The sequence below is a fragment of the Chryseobacterium sp. SN22 genome (genome assembly GCF_008329705.1).
Taxonomy (GTDB): domain Bacteria; phylum Bacteroidota; class Bacteroidia; order Flavobacteriales; family Weeksellaceae; genus Chryseobacterium.
The window spans coordinates 82,681-102,524 of sequence record NZ_VTSX01000014.1 but is presented as its reverse complement, the minus strand read 5'-3'; the positions used below and the strand labels follow the sequence as shown (position 1 = coordinate 102,524).

The 19,844-nt window shown below is 40.9% G+C and carries 23 protein-coding genes; 19 read left to right on the top strand and 4 right to left on the bottom strand.

Annotation, left to right across the window (positions count from 1 at the left end):
• The 19 genes from FY557_RS11175 (at position 1) to FY557_RS11085 (ending at position 14,720) form a co-directional block, all read left to right on the top strand.
• Positions 1–444, top strand: a complete 444-nt coding sequence (locus FY557_RS11175; protein WP_149247336.1) for an ABC transporter permease — start codon at positions 1–3, stop codon at positions 442–444.
• Positions 445–577: 133 nt separating this feature from the next.
• Positions 578–1,312, top strand: coding sequence for a beta-carotene 15,15'-monooxygenase (locus FY557_RS11170; protein ID WP_149247335.1), 735 nt, complete (start codon positions 578–580; stop codon positions 1,310–1,312).
• 135 nt (positions 1,313–1,447) lie between these two features.
• The gene (locus FY557_RS11165; RefSeq protein WP_149247334.1) at positions 1,448–1,852 is read left to right on the top strand and encodes a hypothetical protein; all 405 of its coding nucleotides are present in this window, start codon (positions 1,448–1,450) and stop codon (positions 1,850–1,852) included.
• Positions 1,853–1,889: 37 nt separating this feature from the next.
• Positions 1,890–2,885 (top strand): BtrH N-terminal domain-containing protein, encoded by a 996-nt coding sequence (locus tag FY557_RS11160; RefSeq protein ID WP_149247333.1) that lies wholly within the window; start codon positions 1,890–1,892, stop codon positions 2,883–2,885.
• A gap of 1 nt (position 2,886) precedes the next feature.
• Positions 2,887–3,642 carry an ABC transporter ATP-binding protein gene (locus FY557_RS11155; protein ID WP_149247332.1) on the top strand — a complete coding sequence of 252 codons (756 nt, stop codon included), beginning with the start codon at positions 2,887–2,889 and terminating at the stop codon, positions 3,640–3,642.
• Positions 3,629–4,897, top strand: coding sequence for an ABC transporter permease (locus FY557_RS11150; RefSeq protein WP_149247331.1), 1,269 nt, complete (start codon positions 3,629–3,631; stop codon positions 4,895–4,897). The genes FY557_RS11155 and FY557_RS11150 overlap by 14 nt, the downstream gene beginning before the upstream one ends.
• Positions 4,887–5,315 (top strand): acyl-CoA thioesterase, encoded by a 429-nt coding sequence (locus tag FY557_RS11145; RefSeq protein WP_149247330.1) that lies wholly within the window; start codon positions 4,887–4,889, stop codon positions 5,313–5,315. The genes FY557_RS11150 and FY557_RS11145 overlap by 11 nt, the downstream gene beginning before the upstream one ends.
• Positions 5,312–6,457 carry a beta-ketoacyl synthase N-terminal-like domain-containing protein gene (locus FY557_RS11140; protein WP_317131784.1) on the top strand — a complete coding sequence of 382 codons (1,146 nt, stop codon included), beginning with the start codon at positions 5,312–5,314 and terminating at the stop codon, positions 6,455–6,457. Before FY557_RS11145 ends, FY557_RS11140 begins: the two co-directional genes overlap by 4 nt.
• A gap of 103 nt (positions 6,458–6,560) precedes the next feature.
• Positions 6,561–7,100, top strand: coding sequence for a 3-oxoacyl-ACP synthase (locus FY557_RS11135; RefSeq protein ID WP_149247328.1), 540 nt, complete (start codon positions 6,561–6,563; stop codon positions 7,098–7,100).
• A gap of 94 nt (positions 7,101–7,194) precedes the next feature.
• Positions 7,195–7,452 carry a phosphopantetheine-binding protein gene (locus FY557_RS11130; RefSeq protein WP_149247327.1) on the top strand — a complete coding sequence of 86 codons (258 nt, stop codon included), beginning with the start codon at positions 7,195–7,197 and terminating at the stop codon, positions 7,450–7,452.
• An 83-nt stretch (positions 7,453–7,535) separates the two neighbouring features.
• Positions 7,536–8,735: a beta-ketoacyl-[acyl-carrier-protein] synthase family protein gene (locus FY557_RS11125; RefSeq protein ID WP_149247326.1), complete on the top strand. Its 1,200-nt coding sequence runs from the start codon at positions 7,536–7,538 to the stop codon at positions 8,733–8,735.
• Entirely contained in the window at positions 8,732–9,793 is a 1,062-nt protein-coding gene (locus FY557_RS11120) for a beta-ketoacyl synthase N-terminal-like domain-containing protein (protein ID WP_149247325.1), read from the top strand. The genes FY557_RS11125 and FY557_RS11120 overlap by 4 nt, the downstream gene beginning before the upstream one ends.
• 172 nt (positions 9,794–9,965) lie before the next feature.
• Positions 9,966–10,694, top strand: coding sequence for a polysaccharide deacetylase family protein (locus tag FY557_RS11115; RefSeq protein ID WP_149247324.1), 729 nt, complete (start codon positions 9,966–9,968; stop codon positions 10,692–10,694).
• A gap of 155 nt (positions 10,695–10,849) precedes the next feature.
• Positions 10,850–11,476 (top strand): outer membrane lipoprotein carrier protein LolA, encoded by a 627-nt coding sequence (locus FY557_RS11110; RefSeq protein WP_149247323.1) that lies wholly within the window; start codon positions 10,850–10,852, stop codon positions 11,474–11,476.
• Positions 11,442–12,077, top strand: coding sequence for a hypothetical protein (locus FY557_RS11105; protein WP_149247322.1), 636 nt, complete (start codon positions 11,442–11,444; stop codon positions 12,075–12,077). Before FY557_RS11110 ends, FY557_RS11105 begins: the two co-directional genes overlap by 35 nt.
• A 5-nt stretch (positions 12,078–12,082) precedes the next feature.
• Entirely contained in the window at positions 12,083–12,685 is a 603-nt protein-coding gene (locus FY557_RS11100) for an outer membrane beta-barrel protein (protein WP_149247321.1), read from the top strand.
• A 4-nt stretch (positions 12,686–12,689) separates the two neighbouring features.
• Complete coding sequence (locus FY557_RS11095; protein WP_149247320.1) at positions 12,690–13,070, top strand: 3-hydroxyacyl-ACP dehydratase; 381 nt, start codon at positions 12,690–12,692, stop codon at positions 13,068–13,070.
• Positions 13,067–13,543 (top strand): hypothetical protein, encoded by a 477-nt coding sequence (locus FY557_RS11090; RefSeq protein ID WP_149247319.1) that lies wholly within the window; start codon positions 13,067–13,069, stop codon positions 13,541–13,543. The genes FY557_RS11095 and FY557_RS11090 overlap by 4 nt, the downstream gene beginning before the upstream one ends.
• Before the next feature lie 4 nt (positions 13,544–13,547).
• Positions 13,548–14,720: a DUF2062 domain-containing protein gene (locus FY557_RS11085; RefSeq protein ID WP_149247318.1), complete on the top strand. Its 1,173-nt coding sequence runs from the start codon at positions 13,548–13,550 to the stop codon at positions 14,718–14,720.
• 452 nt (positions 14,721–15,172) lie between these two features.
• Here the strand turns inward: FY557_RS11085 and FY557_RS11080 are convergent, their stop codons facing one another.
• The 4 genes from FY557_RS11080 to FY557_RS11065 all read right to left on the bottom strand — a co-directional run bounded on the left by FY557_RS11080 (position 15,173) and on the right by FY557_RS11065 (position 19,840).
• Positions 15,173–16,840, bottom strand: a complete 1,668-nt coding sequence (locus FY557_RS11080; protein WP_185151707.1) for a C45 family autoproteolytic acyltransferase/hydolase — start codon at positions 16,838–16,840, stop codon at positions 15,173–15,175.
• A gap of 43 nt (positions 16,841–16,883) precedes the next feature.
• Positions 16,884–18,425, bottom strand: coding sequence for a phytoene desaturase family protein (locus FY557_RS11075; protein WP_149247317.1), 1,542 nt, complete (start codon positions 18,423–18,425; stop codon positions 16,884–16,886).
• Positions 18,426–18,627: 202 nt separating this feature from the next.
• Positions 18,628–19,512: a lipid A biosynthesis acyltransferase gene (locus FY557_RS11070; protein ID WP_149247316.1), complete on the bottom strand. Its 885-nt coding sequence runs from the start codon at positions 19,510–19,512 to the stop codon at positions 18,628–18,630.
• A 73-nt stretch (positions 19,513–19,585) separates the two neighbouring features.
• A complete protein-coding gene (locus FY557_RS11065) occupies positions 19,586–19,840 on the bottom strand; it encodes an acyl carrier protein (protein ID WP_146940807.1) in 255 nt (84 codons plus the stop codon).
• Between the last annotated feature and the right edge of the window lie 4 nt (positions 19,841–19,844).

The following is a 19,844-nucleotide window of genomic DNA, read 5'->3' as shown; positions in this document are numbered from 1 at the left end:
ATGGAAATTAAGGAAGAAAATATCATCAACATCCACAATTTTCTGCCGCACCGCAAACCAATGCTGATGACGGATTATATTCTGGAACTCACCAAAGAAAAAGTGATTACTTCCTTTGAAATAAAAGAAGATAATATTTTTGTAGATAAAGGGCTATTTGTGGAAGCAGGACTGATTGAAAATTCGGCACAGACCTGCTCTTCGATTTTAGGACAGAGCTTCTTTGAAAATCCTGAAGCGGATACCAAAGTAATTGGTTTTATCACAAACATTAAAAAAATAGAAATCTTTTCCCTGCCAAAGGTGGGAAGCACTATTATTTCCAGGGCTTCACTGATTTCACAGTTTGAAAACATCTGCCAGATTTTCTGTGAAACCTTTCTGGAAGATGAACTGCTGCTCCGATCGGAAATCAATCTGTTTATTCAGGAAGTAACGCCATAAAAAATTAAAATAAAGAAAACCGCTTTTTACGAAGCGGTTTTTTATGGCTTTTGTTACCTTATAGATACCACACAATCTGAGATCAGCACTTTATTTGATATACCTTCAAAATACAATCACAAAAATAATATATATGGCTCAGATTACTGATTTCGACAAACCGGACTTTGTCCCTGAAAAGAAAACCTCTTCCATTATCAATCATTCTCTTGCAATGTATAAAGGCGTGGCTTTGTATGGTATTATTGCCATGCTTATTTACTTTGCCGGATCTTACCTGATCCAGAGACTGATCGGTTTCGATTCTGTAGAAATGGTAGACGAAATGAAAAATAATGGTGCGGATTATTCCAGCTTTAATTATTTCGCCATTCCCGGATTTTCGATGTACCTGTCTCTGTCCGGACTTTTCGGATTGCTGGCGTCACCGCTATACGTGGGGCTAATTTATATTGTTGATAAATACAGGAGAAGGGAACCGGCTCAGTTTTCTGATCTTTTCATCGGCTACCGTCAGAATTTCATCAACATTGTTATTTTCACCCTTATCTCCGGAATTATTTCCGGGCTGGCTCTGTTTTTCTGCGTTATTCCGTTCTTCTTTGTCTATCCTTTCCTGATGCTGGGCTACCCGGTCCTTCTTTTTGAAAATGCATCGGCTACGGAAGCGCTGAAAAGATCGGTAAACCTGGCGAAGGAAAATTACGGAACATTACTGGCTACAGGATTTGTGGGCATGCTCCTTTCCTGGATCGGGATTATTCTCTGCGGAATCGGATTTGTCGCTACAGCACCGTTTTTTGCAGTGGTCATGTATTCTGCTTATTGCGCCTGCGCCGGCAGGCCTGTACATCCGGTACAACGATAATGAATAAAGTGAGGCTCTAAGGTCTCACTTTTTTTATGCTCTTAATTGCTGCTCCTAAAATCAGGATGGTACTATGTTCTGCATTTTTATTATCTTAGCGAATTCATTTAAACCACAATCTAACGCAATTTTTGAGTGAAAAAGCAAGATCTTCCACAGGACGAAAGCAATTTAAAATCCGCTAATATGACCGAGGTCCTGTATGTAACGGATGAAAATAACAATTATACGACGGCCAACAGCATCGGCTGGGAAGCCAAAAAAGCTGCTTTGGACGAATCTTTAGCTTTGATCAACGAAAGAATTGAAGAAGCCAGGCGAAATGTGGCCAACCATACCGTAAGCCCGATTGTTTATTTTATGGAACTGAATAAAATGGATCTTCAGGTATTGGCCGCCTACGTCGGCATGTGGCAATGGCGTGTGAAAAGGCACGGTAAACCCAAAATATTTAAAACACTAAGCGACTCCGTACTGAAAAAGTATGCCGATGCTTTCGGGATTTCAGTGGATGAGCTGAAAAACTTCAACGGAAAATAAAAAGGAACTTTCCGGGTTCCGTAAAACCAAGCTAAGAATGAAACTTAATTTTGAACACCATCAGACTGCGCATTGCGAGAATGGTGTTGCCTCCAATTTATTATTAAACAAAGGGTTGAAACTCAGCGAACCCATGATCTTCGGGATCGGTTCCGGATTATTCTTTGTGTATCTTCCTTTTTTAAAAGTAAATTTCGCACCCGGATTCAGCTACCGTCCGATGCCCGGTGCTATTTTCAGCAAAGCTGCCAAAAGACTGGGAATTAAAATTAAAAGGCTGAAATTTTCCAATCCGCAAGAAGCCCGCAAAGCACTTGAAAAAAACCTGGAAAACAATATACCGACGGGATTGCAAGTAGGGGTTTTCAATCTCACTTATTTTCCTGAAGAATATAAATTCCATTTTAACGCCCACAATCTGGTGGTATATGGCAAAGAAGACGGTAAATTCCTGATCAGCGATCCGGTAATGGATTATACCACCACCCTTACCGAAGCTGAACTTGAAAAAGTAAGATATGCCAAAGGCGCACTTCCCCCGAAAGGCCATATGTACTACCCTACCTATATTCCGGAACATGTAAACCTGGAAGAAGCGATTAAAAAAGGTATTAAAGATACCTGCAAAAATATGCTGGCTCCCGTCCCGATCATTGGCGTAAAAGCCATGAGGTGGGTCGCGAAAAGCATCCCGAAATGGGCAGCCAAAAAAGGAACGAAAACTACTAATCATTACCTGGGGCAGCTGATCCGGATGCAGGAAGAAATTGGTACCGGCGGCGGCGGGTTCAGGTTTATTTACGGGGCATTCCTTCAGGAAGCAGCGGTCATTCTTAAAAATGACAAGCTGAATGAACTGTCCAAAGAGATTACTATGATTGGCGACCTCTGGAGAGATTTTGCCGTGGATATAGCCCGGGTTTATAAAAACAGGAATTCCAAAAGTGACATCTACAACCAGCTTTCAAAAACCATGCTTCATATTGCCGATCTGGAAGAAGCTTTTTATAAGAAACTAAAAAAAGCGATCTGACGTGGAGTATTTTATAGAAATAAAAAATCTGTACAAGAAGTACAAAAACGCGGAAGATTTTTCCGTCAACGATATTTCTTTAGCCATCGATAAAAATGAGATCTACGGAATTCTTGGTCCCAACGGTGCCGGGAAAACCACGTTGATTTCCATGCTTTCAGGATTAATAAAACCAACTTCGGGACAGTTCACCATAGACGGGCTGTCTCATCAGAAGAACGGGTTCAAACTCAGGCAGATTATGGGGATTGTTCCGCAGGAATATGCACTGTATCCTACTTTGACGGCAAGGGAAAACCTGATGTTCTTCGGGAGTCTTTACGGTTTAAGCCCTAAAAAATTAAAAATTTCCATTGAGGAATCCCTGGAGATCATGGGGCTGTCTAAATTTGCTGATAAAAAAGTAGAACAGTTTTCAGGAGGGATGAAACGGAGATGCAACCTGATTGCCGGAACGCTTCATAATCCGAAGGTCCTGTTTCTTGATGAGCCGACCGTGGGTGTTGATGTCCAGTCCAAAAAAGCCATTATCGACTATCTTCTGGATCTGAATAAAAAAGGGACCTGCATTATTTATACTTCTCATCATCTTTCCGAAGCGGAGCAATTCTGCACCCGGATTGCGATTATTGATCACGGAAGGATTCACGCCTCAGGAACCCCGGAAGAACTGATCAGTAAAGTGGGCCATGCGGAAAATTTAGAAGATGTATTTATTTCATTAACAGGAAAAGAATTAAGAGATGTTGTTGTATAAATTATGGAGAAGCTTCATTAAAGAAATCCTTCTGCTGAAGAGAGACATCGGAGGAATCGTCATTATTTTTGTGATGCCTTTACTGTTGATCATCACGATTACCCTGATTCAGGATTCCACGTTTAAAAATCTGGAGGGTTCCAAAATTCCGGTCATTTTCGTGGATAACGACCGGTCCGAAGTTTCAAAAAATATAAAACAGGAACTTGAGCGAAGCAAAAGCTTTGAACTGCTCACTGACTTCAATGAAAAATCCGCTCAGAATGCGGTTTTTTCCGGAGATTATCAGATGGCCATCATTATTCCTGAACATTTAACCAAGGATATCAATTCCAATATCGATTCCAAAGTACAGGCGATCGTCAGTTCATTCGGCCTTGAAACCGATTCTGCCAAAGTAAAGAAAGAAACGCCTAACTCAAAGGACATCCATTTGTATTTCGATCCGGCGACCAATATCGGATTTAAGAATAATGTGATGAATTCCATCAACAAAATGGTCTTTGAAATCGAAAATAAAAAAATCTATAAAGCCTTCCAGGATCAATTGGGAACCACGGAAGATCTTTCAAAGAACAAGAGCCTGATCGGTTTTAAGGAAATCATCCCCAAAAAAGGAGAAATGGACGTAATGCCGAATTCTGTTCAGCACAATGTTCCGGCGTGGGCCTTGTTTGCAATCTTCTTTATTGTCGTACCGTTATCGATTAATTTAGTTAAGGAAAAAAGCCAGGGTACCAGTGTGAGAGCGAGAATCAGTCCTACTCCTTATTATATTCATATTTTAGGAAAAACATTTACTTATCTCATTATCTGTGTTATCCAGTTTTTACTGATGGTGGCCGTCGGGATTTACCTTTTCCCATATATGGATCTGCCTAAGTTTGATGTAAGCGGAAAAATGTTCCAAATGATTGTTGTGACCATTTTTGCCGGTCTTGCAGCCATTGGTTTCGGCGTATTGCTGGGAACCGTTGCCGATACCCAGGAACAATCTGCTCCATTCGGAGCGACTTCCGTCGTGGTCCTGGCAGCGATCGGAGGAATCTGGGTTCCCGTATTCCTGATGCCTGAATTTATGCAGACCATCGCCAAATTTTCCCCGATGAACTGGGGATTAAATGCTTATTACGACATTATTCTCAGAAACAGCGGCATTGGCGGCATTGCCAAAGAAATCATTTTCTTATTCTTATTCTATGTAGCTATGGTGGGAATCTCATTATTTTACGAAAGAAAACAAAATGCAGTCTAAAGAACATCTATTAACATGTACCGAAGAAGTACGGGTACGATTTAACGAAACCGATCCACTGGGAATTGTCTGGCACGGCCATTATATCGTTTATTTTGAAGACGGAAGGGAAGCTTTCGGAAGACAGCACGGTCTGACGTATCTTGATATTCAGAACGCAGGGTTTGTTACCCCGATCGTAAAAAGCACCTGCGAACATTTTTTACCATTAAAATATGGGGAAACCTTCAGAATCGTCACCACTTTCGTAAATTCGGTATCTGCCAAACTGATTTACCGGTATGAACTCTTTAACCGGGAAGATCAATTGGTCTGTTCCGGAGAAACCATTCAGGTTTTTCTTGATTCTGACAACAATTTATGCCTGTATAATCCTGAATTTTTTCAGGCGTGGAAAGATAAAATGGGATTATCATGAAAGCAGCTTACATTACCGATTATCACTGTGTGACTCCTTTAGGTTTTGATGTTTCCTCCAACTGGAAGGCTCTTCTGGAAGGAAAATCCGGCGTAGGCTTACACGACATCATCGAAAACCAGCCTGCTTTTTATGCTTCGATGATTGATACTGAAAGACTGAATGAAGAATTTATCAAAAATTTCAGCGGAGAACAGAAAGACAATCATGATTTCACAAGGCTGGAAAAAATGTTTTTGCTGAGCCTTAAACCTTTAGTCGAAAGACATCCGGTTTCAGACGATACGGCTTTTATTTTATCCACAACAAAAGGGAATATAACCCTGCTTAGAAAGCAACAGGCTCTGCCACAGGGAGCCTACCTTTCGGCCCTAGCTCAGAAGATTGCCGATTTTTTCGGATTTGAATCCAGACCTGTTGTGATTTCCAATGCCTGCGTTTCCGGAGTGATGGCGATGGCCGTAGCGAAAAACATGATCCAGGTAGGAAAATACAAGGATGCCTTTGTGGTGGCCGGAGACGAAATTTCAGAATTTGTGATTTCGGGATTCAATTCATTTCAGGCCATAGGAACATCGATCTGCAAGCCTTACGACAGAAACCGGGATGGCATTAACCTGGGAGAAGCTACGGCAGCTGTTTTTATCACTTCTAAACCGGAAGAAAACGAGAAGTTTAGTTTCAGGATTTCGGGAGATTCAGCCATTAATGATGCCAATCATATTTCCGGCCCGTCAAGAACAGGTGATGGTCTGTTTGCCAGCATCAGGAATGCAATGACAGAAGCTCAGGTCACTGCAGAAGAAATCGACTTTATCTCCGCCCACGGAACAGCTACCCTTTACAATGACGAAATGGAAGCCATCGCTTTCAACCGGATGGATCTGCAGCAGGTTCCCCTAAACAGCCTGAAGGCTTATTACGGGCACAGCCTGGGAGCAGCGGGATTACTGGAAAGCATTATATCCATGGAAAGTGCCCGGAACAGCACATTGATCACATCCGGAAACTTTGAGGAACAGGGAATTTCCCAACCGCTGCATATTATTAGAGAAAATCAGCGCTCGGAAATCAGGTATATCCTGAAAACTGCGTCCGGATTTGGCGGATGTAACGCAGCTGTTGTTTTGGAAAAGATGTAAATAATAATTTTTGACATAATAGATGATGAATTAATTATTCTATTCGTTTTGAACGTCCATCAAACCCGGAGCACAAGACTTAATCCTTATTTTAAACTTATTCATGAAGAAAACAGAAACCTGCCTCATCGAAAATTCAAAAATTATTCTGAATAACGAAATCGTTTTTGAGTTCCCTGCCGGAAATTTTTCAGATTTTGCCAAAGAAGCCTATAAAACAATGAAGTTGAGCTATCCTAAATTTCATAAAATGGATAACCTGAGCAAACTGGCGTTCCTGGCGTCTGAAATGATTCTGAATAACGAAGATCACAGCCGCACCGCTCTGGTATTATCCAACCGGTCATCGAGTCTGGATACTGATTTTAAGTATCAGGAAAGCATCAATTCTAAGGAAAATTATTTTCCAAGCCCGGCGGTTTTTGTATATACTTTGCCCAATATCTGCGTAGGTGAAATCAGCATCCGGCATAAAATGCAAACCGAAAATGCTTTTTTCGTACTGGATGCGTTTGATGAAGAATTCTTAAATGATTATGCACAACAGCTGCTGCAGTCGGGAAAAGCCGATAAAGTATTGTGCGGCTGGACAGAACTATATCAGGAAAGTTATAAAGCTTTTGTATATTTGCTGACTGTGTAATTTAATAATATAACAGTATAACAATGTAACAATCATATTCAGTAGTAACCAATTGGTAAACGGGTAGATTGACACATTGGTAAATTTTAAAAATATGGAAAACTTAAGAGAAGAATTAAAACACAAAATCATCGAAGTTCTTAATTTGGAAGACATTGCAGTAGAAGAAATCAAGGACACGGATCCGTTATTCGGCGGAGGCCTCGGATTGGATTCGATCGACGCTCTTGAACTGATCGTTCTTATGGACAAAGAATATGGCATTAAATTATCCGATCCTAAAAAAGGAAAGGAAATTTTCTCTTCCATCGATACCATGGCGAAATTTATCGAAGAAAACAGAACAAAATAATTCAATCTAACAATGTATCAATCTAACGGTGTAACAATATTGGTAAAGTGTTGGATGGATACATTGTTACATTAACCAGAAAAATGGGTCAAAAAATTGCCATCACGGGAATGGGCATCATTTCTTCCATTGGAAATAACGTGGAGGAAAACCTGAATTCGTTACAATCCGGAAAACACGGGATCTCAGACATCCAATTGTTTGAAACGCGTCATGCGGGACATATCAAGACCGGCGAAATCAAACTGTCTAATGAATCGCTTGTCGAAAGATTGGAGCTGAAAGATGCGAAGAATGCGACTCGAACCGCTTTATTGGGGATGATTGCCGCAAAAGAAGCCATCGAAAGCGCCGGAATTTCAGATATTAACCAATATAAAACAGGACTGATTTCCTCAACCAGCGTCGGCGGAATGGATATCACTGAAAACTATTTCTACACCTACGAAGAATTTCCCGATAAGCAAAAATATATCGACTCCCATGATGCAGGCAATTCATCTTTGCTGATTGCCGATTACCTCGGACTCAAAGGTATGGTATCCACCATCAGCACCGCCTGTTCATCAGCGGCTAATGCGATTATGATGGGAGCCAAGCTCATTAAAAACGGAGTACTGGACCGGGTAATCGTCGGCGGAACTGATGCCCTTTCGAAATTCACTTTAAATGGGTTCAACACGCTGATGATTCTTACCGATTCATACAACACACCTTTTGACAATGAGCGTAAAGGATTGAATCTGGGGGAAGCTGCGGCTTTCATTGTCCTGGAATCGGATGAAGTGGTACAAAAAGAAAATAAAAAAGTAATCGGCTACCTTTCAGGATACGGAAATGCCAATGATGCGCACCATCAGACCGCTTCTTCGGAAAACGGGCAGGGTGCTTACCTGGCCATGGAAAAAGCATTGAAAGTCTCCGGCCTGGCTAAAGAAGATATCGATTACATCAACGTTCACGGAACCGCAACACCGAATAACGATTTATCGGAAGGCATCGCAATGATCCGGATTTTCGGAGAAGGAAAGGTTCCTGAATTCAGTTCTACCAAAGCATTTACCGGCCATACGCTGGCTGCAGCGGCAGGCATTGAGGCAGTATATTCATTATTGGCCCTTCAAAACAATATTATTTTTCCGAATCTTAATTTTAAAACCAAAATGGCTGAATTTGATCTGACACCGGTGATGGAGCTTAAAGAAAAAAGCATCCACCATGTCCTTTCCAATTCTTTCGGTTTCGGAGGGAATTGTTCAACCTTAATTTTCTCGAAATTATGAGTGCCGTTTACATCAACAGTGCGGCCTGCATTTCCGTACAGGACACTTTAAATGAAAATTCCTTCCAGGATCTTCAGCCTGCCAACACGGGACAGGTACTGAAAGCCATTGAACCGGTTTATAAAGAATTCATTCCTCCGGCAATGATCCGGAGAATGTCTAAAACGGTAAAAATGAGCTCCGTAGCCTCTTCATACGCTCTGAAAGAAGCCGGAATCGAAAATCCGGATGCCATTATCGTCGGAACCGGAATGGGCTGCTCGCAGGATTCTGAAAAGTTCCTCAAGAACGTGCTGGACAATAACGAAGAGTTTCTGACCCCGACCTATTTTATCCAGTCCACCCACAACACGGTAGCCGGGCAGATTGCCTTAGGCTTACAATGCCACGCCTACAATTTTACTTACGTCAACTCCTCTTCCTCACTGGAATTTTCGATGCTGGATGCAAAGCTTCAGATCACCGACGGTGAAGCAGAACATGTTTTGGTAGGTTCTACTGATGAACAGACCGAGAGGACCATGGGATTGTATGAATTAAACAAAACCATCAAAAAGCAGGAAGATCTTCCTGCTGATTATCTGCATTCCACCACAAACGGCGTTGTCTGGGGAGAAGGTGCCAGCTTTTTTATCTTAAGCAAAGAAAAAAAGGACAGTTCCTATGCCCGGCTGAAAGACATTCAAATCAGCAACCGGCTGGATTTGGAAGAAACCCAGCCGTTTATTGAATCGTTTTTAACCAAAAACAACCTGACTTTCAACGACGTTGACGCTGTTATTTTAGGATTCAGCGGCGATGCGAAATCTGATGTTTACTATACAAAAGCCATGGACCGGTTTACAGATTCCGTTTTGCTTTATTACAAGCATTTAAGCGGAGAGTATAATACCGCCAGCGGTTTTTCAACCTTCATGGCCTGCCAGATCCTGAAAAAACAGGAAATCCCGGAAGTGATGAGAATTAATAAGGTGAAAAAAGAAGAGGTAAGAAATATTTTACTTTACAATCATCTTGGCGGAAATGACCATAGCCTGATTTTATTGGAAAAAGCTTAATAAAGGTTTTTCTGTAGGTAATATATGGTCTTTTTCAGAAATAACATCCGTATTTCCAATAGTGCAAGCACCGCTTGCACAGATTATCTGATTTTGTATCAGCTTGCCCGTCAATTGGAGCAAGTGGTCAAGGAAATATAGACAAACTAAATATTGATAACGAAAAAGTGTAATGAAACATTACTATTTTATTGTATTCTACCTATTCTGCAACGTTTTTATCTATGCGCTCCAAGGTACATTTTGGGTATATCTGTTCTGTTTCCTGATGTTTTCTGCAATAGTTGTTTGGAGTTCCTTTGATATCGGGCTCGGCTATTTTGTCAACAGTATGACGCACAGAAGAACAAAAATCAAGGAAGTTGCCTTGACTTTCGATGACGGCCCAACGGAATTTACCCCGAAGTTTTTAGATATATTAAAAGAGAACCAAATAAAAGCAACCTTTTTCTGTATTGGGAAACAGATTGAAAAATATCCTGAAACCTTTCAGCGGATCATTTCAGAAGGCCATACCATCGGCAACCACACTTATTCCCATTCCAACCAAACCGGTTTTTTGTCGACTTTAAAGATGGTTGAAGAGATCGAAAAATGCGATGAAGTTATCCTGAAAACCGGGAATTTCAGAACCGATCTATACCGTCCGCCTTTCGGGGTTACCAATCCGAATATTGCCAAATCGATCAGGCAAACCGGCAAGAAAAGCATCGGCTGGAGCGTCCGTTCACTGGATACCATTACCGAAGACGAAAACAAAATTTACAGGAAAGTAACTAAAGGACTGAAGCCCGGAAGCATTATTCTTCTTCACGACACTTCAGAAAAAACGTATAATGTTTTGGTAAATTTATTAGTATTTTTGAAACGTGAAAAGTATTCGACTTTCACCATCGAATAGTTTAACACTGAACCTGTTTAAATCGCAAAAATCACAAAAGATTCTGGTATGCTCATTAAAGTTTATGATGGATCAGCTTTCATAAGCACACATCAGTTACAGAAATCAAAGATTTTTAAGATCAGACAGATTTTATTCACCTAAAAATAAAAACAATGATTAAAAATATTTTCATCATCATAGGATTATCCGTTTCAGGTTTATTTTTTGCACAGAACACCGCCATGTCGGGAGCAGAAGCCAAAGCGTTCGTAACCAGAGTTTCTTCCGAAACCAAAGAGATCAAAACTTTACAGAGTGATTTTACCCAGACCAAAAAAATGGATTTTCTGGATAAAAACATTGTTACCTACGGAAGAATGTCTTTAAAAACCCCGAATATGCTGAGCTGGAAGTATACCAAACCGTATCAGTACAGCATTGTTTTTAAGGATAATAAAATTTTCATCAACGATCAGGGTAAAAAGTCCGCGGTAGATGCCAGGAGCAAAACATTCGAGAAAATCAACAAGCTGATCGTGGGCAGTTCCAACGGGCAGATGTTCAGTGATCCGGAATTTTCCGTAGCCTACCTGAAAAACGGCAGTTTCAATATTGCCCGGTTTACGCCTAAATCCGCCCAGCTGCTGAAATACATCAAGCAGATTGAACTGTATTTTTCTAAAAGCCAGTCGACGGTTTCACAGGTGAATATGACGGAAGCTTCGGGAGACACCACCAATATCGTTTTCAAAAATACCAGGATCAATGCGCCGGTTGCTGCTTCAGAATTCAGCTTATAGCCTGTTTTTTATCCTGTGCATCTCCTGTAAAACCTATAAGATTACAGGCGCAAAACCTGTTCTGAATACGGAAAAGCGGGTGGAGAATCTGTATTTCTCCTCACAGGAAGATTACGTCTATAAATGCCAGATGGACATTTATAAAAATCATATCAGCGGAATCCTGATATTAAAAAAAATTAACACAACAACCCACCGGGTGGTACTGACTTCGGATTTCGGAAATAAACTAATCGATTTTGAAATTTCGGAAAATGATTTTAAGCTCAATTATGTGCTTCCGGATATGGACAAAAAGATCGTCATCAACTTCCTGAAAAACGATTTCCGGGAACTTTTAAGACAACAGTACCCTGTCACCGAAACCTTTGAAAACGGAAAATCCAGCATTTATCTTTCGGAAATCGGCCGGAAGAAATATTATTTATTCTTTAATAAAGAGAACAAATTGCTGAAACAAATTGCTTACATGAAAAATAATAAGGAGAAAATCGATTTTACTTTTGAGGCAAAAAAACATATCTTCGCAGACAGCCTGAATCTACAGCATAAAGATTTTAAAATAAACATCAAACTATTTCAGATAACCGAAAACGAATAATTCACATGAAAAAAATTATTTCTTTATTTGCTTTACTCATTTCAGCCATTGCTTTCTCGCAGGTAACTTTTAATCCGGGAATCAGAATCGGGGCCAATATTTCTCATTTTTCAGATGGACCTGCTCATCAGGCCTGGAACTATACAGATTCTAATCATTATTATTATTATGGCTATAATACATTTGATATAAAATCCAAAGCAGATCTTTATATTGGTTTTCAGGGCAATATAAGGTTCGCTAAAATCTACGCATTACAACCTGAGCTTTATTACTCTCGCCAGGGCGCAAAGTTTGAAAGCCAAGATTCTTCTGCTCCTTCAAAAACCGTAACCGTATCTTATTTAGGTGCAGCAATGGTGAATAAGTTTTATTTTGATAAGTTTAATATTCATTTTGGGCCGACTCTTGAGCTATTAACTGATCATAAAAATATAGATTTTACGACCGATGCCGATTTAGGTATTTTATTTGGTACAGGTTACGACATTACAAAAAATATTGGGATCGAAGCCCGTATTAAAAAAGGATTTGTCCATGTCTATAACAACCATACAAATGTTACTTTCCAGGCCGGCGTGTATTATACCTTTAACATGAAAAAATAATTGTATGCAGACCATTCTTACTGATTTTTATATATTGCAATCTTACGAACAAGGAGAAAACGGAGCTTATACGGCCTACATCTCCCTGAATAAAGACCATGAAATTTTTAAAGGCCATTTTCCGGAAAATCCGGTAACGCCCGGCGTTTGCATGATGCAGATTGTAAAGGAACTTTCCGAAGAATTTACCGGTCTGCCTTTGTTTCTGAAGACGGCTTCCAATATCAAATTCATGGCGATCATCAATCCTTTTGAAACACCGGACTTAAAGCTGCAGCTGGACATTACCCAAACCGACGGGGATGTGAAGGTAAAAAATACCACCTTTTTTGGCGAGACTATTGCATTAAAAATGTCAGTTAACTACCAAAAATTGACCTCATGAAATTGATTTTTTCACTGATCACCGCCTTTGTCCTTTTCTTCCAGTCAAACCTCGAATCGTTAAGAGAAAGCTATGCGAAAGCCAATGCTTCCAATGCCAATACGGAATCTTTTATCAATCTTGCTGAAAAAGCCTCCGGGTCGGATGCAGTGATTCAGGGGTATAAAGCAGCGGCACAGATCATGGAAGCCAAAATTACCAAGTCCAACCGGAAAGCCTTCGTAAAGTCCGGGGCAACCAGCCTTGAAGCGGTAATCAAAAGCAATCCCAACAATGCGGAACTTAGGGTAATCCGGATGAGCGTTCAGGAAAATATCCCAAAAATCGTGGGCTACCGGGGAAGCTTAAAAGAAGATAAAGCATTTCTGCTGACCCATTACAGCAAGCAGAATGCTGCCCTGAAAAACTACATCAAAAGGTTTGCTGCACAATCCAAGACCATCACGCCCGCTGAAAGAGCAAACCTAAAATAAAATAATGACCCTTCCTGAAGTGCGGAACGCCATTTCCGCAAAGAAAATCTGTGTTTTAATACCGACTTACAACAACGGGAAAACCCTGAAACGGGTGATTGACGGCGTACTCGATTATACACAGGATATTATTGTGGTCAACGACGGTTCTACCGATTCCACCAGGGAAATACTAGCCCAGTATTCTCAGATTCAGGTTATTCATTTACCGGAAAACAAAGGAAAGGGAAACGGCCTGAAAACCGGCTTCAGAAAAGCGAAAGAGCTGGGTTACCATTACGCCGTTACCATCGATTCTGACGGACAGCACTATCCCGATGACATTCCTGTTTTTGTGGAAACCCTGATGTTTGAAAAAGAAGATGTTCTGCTTATCGGGAACCGCAACATGGCCCAGGATGGCATCCCAAAGAAAAGCAGTTTCGGAAACCGGTTTTCCAACTTCTGGTTCTGGTTTGAAACGGGCATCAGGCTGGAAGATACCCAGTCCGGCTACCGGCTGTATCCTCTGCATAAAATTCCGAAAAAATATTTTACTCCGAAATTTGAATTTGAGATCGAGATCATCGTAAGAACTGCCTGGAGGCACGTGCCGGTAAAAAATGTACCGGTAAAAGTGCTGTATGATCCCGCGGAAAGGGTATCGCACTTCAGGCCGTTCAGGGATTTTACACGCATCAGTATCCTTAATACGATTCTGGTAGCAATCACTTTACTGTATATCATCCCGCGGAACTTCATCCATAATTTCAGGAAAAAAAGCATCCGCAGATTCATCAAGGAAGATGTGCTGGAAAGCGACGGCACCAACCGGACAAAAGCATTTTCCCTTGCATTGGGCGTCTTTGTTGGCTTTTCCCCTTTCTGGGGTTTCCATACGCTGATCGTTATTTCGCTGGCAGTACTTTTCAAGCTCAATAAGGTTCTGGCCTTTTTTGCCTCCAACGTGAGCCTGCCGCCGTTCATTCCGTTTATTATCGCGGCTTCCCTGTTCCTTGGAGCACCTTTTGTAGATGGCAACAGCAACATCCTGAGCCAGGAGCTGAATTTCGACCTGGTTAAAAACAACCTTCTGCAATATGTCATCGGAAGCATGATTCTGGCTATCTCTGCGTCTGCATTGACGTGGATCATCACCTTCTTTTTCCTAAATAAGGTAAGCCCGGACAACACCTGATTTTTTCAGGAGCTTTATCCCGCTATCCACTATATCTTTTTCGCCCGCTCCTTTTTTCAAAGCCCTTACAGAAAAAGGATGCCGTTCCTATCGGGGCTAGGGCGGCAGTCTTTTATTTCCATATTGGTCTAATATCAATGGTGAATTTTTGAAGTTTAGTAAGAGAACGAAATGTGAATTCAGCATTGACTAATTTATTTTCATTCAAGGAAAATTCAGTATTCAGTATTCACTCGCAAAACAAAATTGCCTATTCACTATTGACCATTCACCTTTTTAAAACCACCCCGTCAAAAATTCTTTCATATTTTTTGATACCCTCAAAGAAGGTAAATTTTTATACCGCTGATAATTAGGCTATTACAAACATATAATAAAAGTTCTAACTTCAATTGCTTAATGAATAGAAAATTCACTATTGACAAATTCATCATTCACGTGCGAAGCAAAATTCACCATTGACCTTTCAGCTTCTTCCCCGTCTTCTTTAAATATTTTTCGACATTCTCCCGATCCGGAACCGTGGTAATTTCTTTGGATAATGCTTTTTCAAATTCGGTTTTTGCTCTGGAATATTCTTTTCTATTGAAATAATATTTCCCGGCCTGAGAGTAGACCAGCCAGAAATCAGGGTTCAGTGACTGGTAATACGGGATAAACCCGTCGGTAAGTTCTAGGGTCTTATCATTTACCGCATCACTGATTTCAGCGTTGGCAAATTTGAATTCTTCATAGTCTTTAAAGTCTTGGGAATCTAAAAAAGGATCTTTCGGAATATTAAGTTCAGACTTCGCCATCGTTCCGTTTACCGGCTTTTTACCGGAAAAAATTTCGTTAAGATCATAGCAGACAAATTCTCCCAGCTGATATGGATTGGCAGAAATCCACACCAATTTTTTCTGAGGCGAAAAGATTACCGCATGATGCGCCAGAAGCTGGTTAATCGCCTTTTCGTTTCCATAACCGATCTTTTCCCCTTTCAGCCCTGACCTATCCCGCAGAACTGCAGCCATCTTTACGGGATTCACTTTTTTGTTCTCCTGCAGAAGCTCCTGCAGCTTTTCGTAGCGGTACTCAGAATGGCTTTCAGCGATCTGCTTCCGGTTTCGCTTATCGTTTTTGTAAGCCTCCGACTGGAAATGATTGGTACAAAACACTTTACTTGTATTCTCTACTTTATAGACGCCGAAATTATCCGGGGAAACTTCGATAATCACCACATTTTTATCATTCGCACTGCCTACCAGAATCGATTCCGATACAAAAACTTTCCGCTTTTTCGCAATGGCAATGGCTTCGTCAATAGTTTTCGCATACTGCAAAATCTCCCTTGTTACCAAAGAAATCGGTGTTTTGGCCGTCAGTGGAATTTTAGACTTTCCGGCATTGATCGTTACGGTAATACCTTCTCTGTTCATTCCGGATACTACCCCGATCATTCCGGGCCAGCTCACGGACAGGTATGGGATTCCTTTTTCCGGTTCTACCAATTCAATGAGTTTATTCCTGGCAAAATCATCACCCACATAAAAATCGAAATTACGGCCAATCAGCAGGTTGCCGTCTTCCGTATTTTCGTTCCAGACCGCAAGCGACGTACAACCGACCATCATCAGGTCCTGCATCGCATGGCCGATGTCATGGGCACCGTGAAGGTACATGCTTCTGAGGAATTTTGGTGCGATAAAATTATATCGGTCTGATGAATAACGGGATAATCCGTACAATTCTGCCTGGTAATCTTCCCGGATATTGAGGTACATTTTCCGGTTGTACCATTTCAGGAAACCTCTTAAAAGATTCTGTTTGAATTTTGACGGGACAAAACCTTCCACTTTTGAGAAAAATACATCTTCCTGTTTCTGCATTAGGTTTTGCGTCAGAGCACCGTTGTTATACCCGAGCTGCAAAGCATTTCCTTTGATATACAATTCCCAGAGCTGCTGTCTGTTTTTCACTAAATAATTCTGGTTAAAGCGAAAGGTGGAATCGTTGATCTTATTCACTTTCGGAATTTCAAGCGGATAAGGCTTGATATCCGGAACATGCTTTACCGATTTTCTTACGCCACAGGAAGCGAGGATAAGGTTCAGGATAAGACAGAGGCAAAGAAATAGTATCTTTTGACCGTATGAAAAATGAGTTTCGATCAAACCGCAGATCTTATTTTTCTTCACCTTTGCTTTTATTAATCAGTTGGGTTAACCGTTCATCAATCACTTCTTTACCCAGGATTTCTGCACAGGTATTGAAAGCACCGATGGTACAGCCTAAAATCCCGTGCATGTTCACCGACTGGCCCGTGAGAAAGAGGTTATCGATCTTCGTTCTCGGGGAAACCATTGTTTTCAGGGGATTTTCCGAACTTTTCATATAGCCGTACATATTCCCTTTAAAACTTCCGATATAATCCCGGTACGATAAAGGGGACGATGTATATATTCTTTTAATCGACTGCCTCAGGCCGGGGATTTTCTTTTCCACGGCAATAATTATCTTTTCCGCTTTTTCGAGCTTGAATTTTTCATACGCTTCCCCACGGTCCTGCTCTTCCACCACGGTATTGAATGTATTTTTCCAGGTTTCCACTTCCTCAAAATCCATATAGGAAATAACCGTCAGGCTTTCGGCAAAATCCGGGTAGTGTTTAGACCGGGTTGAGGACAGCATATAGTTTTCCGGCCAGGCATTTTTTTGGTAGTGGTAGGCATTCCATACCGATTCTTCGCTGGAAAAATGGTAAATGTTATAATTGAATTCCGGAATGGTTTGCGGCTTCAGTACCAGGTAAACGCTGAAACAGGAGGATACCGGTTCCCAGCTTTTGATCCGGTTCAGAAAAGATTTCTTCAGACGATCCTCTCCGATCAGCCTGATGGCAGACCGGATTTCTATATTGGAAATAAAATTTTTTGCATGGTATTCTCTTCCTTCCGAAGTTTTTACACCAGTTAAGGTTTGGTTTTCATTGAATATAAATTCTGAAACTTCGGAATGCTTATGAACTTTCGCACCCTGTTCACGAAGCCTCCGAATCAATAGTTTTGAAATCTGGCTTCCTCCCTGAATGCATTTATAAGCACTCTGGATGTATGAGTTTACCGTTAAGGCATGTACGTAAAAAGGTACATTTTCAGAATTTCCGGCATACAGAAAATTCGAGCCCAGTAAAACCGACTGAAGGGTTTTATTCGGTGTAATGGATTCAATAAACCGTCTGGTATTAAGATGCAGGATTTCTTCATTATACTGTTCTTTCCCTACCAGGTTATATCTCGGAAACTGGCTGCAGACCCTTTGGATTTCTTTACAGTAATTCTGCACGTTTTCCCGTTCTTCAGGAAAATGCCGGACCAGTTGTTCCACAAAATTGTCGTAGCCCTGTGCATGCGGATATTCGGTTTGATTGTCCCCAAAAGTGATTTTATCATAGCCAGCCCTATCCATCTGCTGAAGCTGCAGATCATCCATAATACCGAGATAGGAAAAATACTGATGGAGGTTCTGCCCTTCGGAGAGCCCGCCCAGATAATGGACACCGGTATCGAAAATCAACTTGTCCCGGGAAAACGTCTGGAGATTGCCGCCATACTGGTTATTCTTCTCCAGGACACAGACTTTCAGGCCTTCTTTCGCGAGAACAAGCGCCGAAACAAGACCTCCCAACCCGCTGCCGATTACCAGTATGTCGAATTCTTTATTCAAGGGAAAAGCTGTGTTTAGTGATCCTGAATTTTAAAATGCAAAGTGCACAAAGATTTTTTCTTAGCTGCTGAATGTTTTTAAGTTCGCAAATGTGTTAACACTTAGCAAAGATAAAAGCAACTTATGACTTACATTTTAACTTTTTCAATCACTTAATGTTTGAGTTAAATATTAGTTTTATTCTGGGGTAAAATTAGGAAAATTAATCAATATCATCCCAAAAATCAAAATAATTGAACCATTGAAGAGGATATTTTCTGATCATGGACTCCAGATTCCGGGTATAGGAATTGAGAAGCCCCTGGGCATCGCGCTTTTTGATGTTTTGAGCCACCCTAGCATATAAATGGTAATGGAGATTTTTCTCTTTCATCACATAAACGTACACCACCGGAACACCCAGCCTCGAAGCAATCAGGAATGGCCCGGCCGGGAACTTTGCAGTTTTTCCGAGCAATTCGCCTTCCAGAAACTTAGAGCCCTCAAAATAACGGTCGCCGGTAAAGCAGATGAGCTCATTCTTAGACAAAGCTTCATTGATCTCGAAAATATGCGACATATCTTCTTTTACATAAATAAACTTGATGCTGCTTTCCTTTACGGAAATACTTTCAAGGTATTCTTTAATGACGGTAACTTCCTGATCGGTAGTCACCAGATTGATCTGGCAGTCGAAATCGATATCGGCAAAGAAATGTTCTGCAATCTCAAAATTTCCGATGTGGGCACTGATGAGAACTCCTCCTTTTTTTTCAGTCAAAAGGTTCCTGAGGTTTTCTATTCCGTCGAATTCATAGGTATACTTATCCCGTAGCCCGGCCGAGATAGCGGTTTTGTCAATTAAAACTGTTCCGAAGGTAAAGTAATTTTTAAATAAGGAGAGTTTTGTTTTCCAGTATCCGTACTTCAGTCTCTGGCTGAAATAATAGCGGTAATAGATATTGCTTTTTTTTTCGAACAGGAAATAGTAGAAAGCCACAAAATACAGGACGGCATATGAACTCCGGATCCCGATATTTCTGATGCACCAGACAAAAATCCTGTATCCCAGGATGGTTCCTCTGGATTTGCCTTTCCATTTGTTCATAGCATTAGTTTTAATAATGTAACAATATATCAATGTAACGGTATAACAATTGTTTCATTGATACATTATCAGATTATTTATTTTTTTCTGTGATTTTGTTTTCAATCGTGGTATAGAAATCATCGAATGTCACCATCTTTTTAAAGTCGGCTTCGCCAAGCTTTACACCAAAATTGGATTCGATAACCACCACCATGTCAATATAATCCAGGCTGTCCAGCCCGAGCGTTGTCTTTAAATTGGCTTCGTTGCTGATCTCATCACCGTCCACCTCAAATTCATTCACTAAAAAATCATTCACGATCGCGATAATTTTCTCCCTTTCCATGTTT

What these genes read in the sequence shown, in the direction of transcription:
- FY557_RS11065 (WP_146940807.1), bottom strand. Translation starts at nt 19,840, where the DNA reads ATGGAAAGGGAGAAAATTATCGCGATCGTGAATGATTTTTTAGTGAAT.
- FY557_RS11175 (WP_149247336.1), top strand. Translation starts at nt 1, where the DNA reads ATGGAAATTAAGGAAGAAAATATCATCAACATCCACAATTTTCTGCCG.
- FY557_RS11090 (WP_149247319.1), top strand. Translation starts at nt 13,067, where the DNA reads ATGAAATTGATTTTTTCACTGATCACCGCCTTTGTCCTTTTCTTCCAG.
- FY557_RS11135 (WP_149247328.1), top strand. Translation starts at nt 6,561, where the DNA reads ATGAAGAAAACAGAAACCTGCCTCATCGAAAATTCAAAAATTATTCTG.
- FY557_RS11145 (WP_149247330.1), top strand. Translation starts at nt 4,887, where the DNA reads ATGCAGTCTAAAGAACATCTATTAACATGTACCGAAGAAGTACGGGTA.
- FY557_RS11085 (WP_149247318.1), top strand. Translation starts at nt 13,548, where the DNA reads ATGACCCTTCCTGAAGTGCGGAACGCCATTTCCGCAAAGAAAATCTGT.
- FY557_RS11170 (WP_149247335.1), top strand. Translation starts at nt 578, where the DNA reads ATGGCTCAGATTACTGATTTCGACAAACCGGACTTTGTCCCTGAAAAG.
- FY557_RS11140 (WP_317131784.1), top strand. Translation starts at nt 5,312, where the DNA reads ATGAAAGCAGCTTACATTACCGATTATCACTGTGTGACTCCTTTAGGT.
- FY557_RS11150 (WP_149247331.1), top strand. Translation starts at nt 3,629, where the DNA reads ATGTTGTTGTATAAATTATGGAGAAGCTTCATTAAAGAAATCCTTCTG.
- FY557_RS11100 (WP_149247321.1), top strand. Translation starts at nt 12,083, where the DNA reads ATGAAAAAAATTATTTCTTTATTTGCTTTACTCATTTCAGCCATTGCT.
- FY557_RS11120 (WP_149247325.1), top strand. Translation starts at nt 8,732, where the DNA reads ATGAGTGCCGTTTACATCAACAGTGCGGCCTGCATTTCCGTACAGGAC.
- FY557_RS11105 (WP_149247322.1), top strand. Translation starts at nt 11,442, where the DNA reads ATGCGCCGGTTGCTGCTTCAGAATTCAGCTTATAGCCTGTTTTTTATC.
- FY557_RS11115 (WP_149247324.1), top strand. Translation starts at nt 9,966, where the DNA reads ATGAAACATTACTATTTTATTGTATTCTACCTATTCTGCAACGTTTTT.
- FY557_RS11110 (WP_149247323.1), top strand. Translation starts at nt 10,850, where the DNA reads ATGATTAAAAATATTTTCATCATCATAGGATTATCCGTTTCAGGTTTA.
- FY557_RS11125 (WP_149247326.1), top strand. Translation starts at nt 7,536, where the DNA reads ATGGGTCAAAAAATTGCCATCACGGGAATGGGCATCATTTCTTCCATT.
- FY557_RS11160 (WP_149247333.1), top strand. Translation starts at nt 1,890, where the DNA reads ATGAAACTTAATTTTGAACACCATCAGACTGCGCATTGCGAGAATGGT.
- FY557_RS11130 (WP_149247327.1), top strand. Translation starts at nt 7,195, where the DNA reads ATGGAAAACTTAAGAGAAGAATTAAAACACAAAATCATCGAAGTTCTT.
- FY557_RS11095 (WP_149247320.1), top strand. Translation starts at nt 12,690, where the DNA reads ATGCAGACCATTCTTACTGATTTTTATATATTGCAATCTTACGAACAA.
- FY557_RS11070 (WP_149247316.1), bottom strand. Translation starts at nt 19,512, where the DNA reads ATGAACAAATGGAAAGGCAAATCCAGAGGAACCATCCTGGGATACAGG.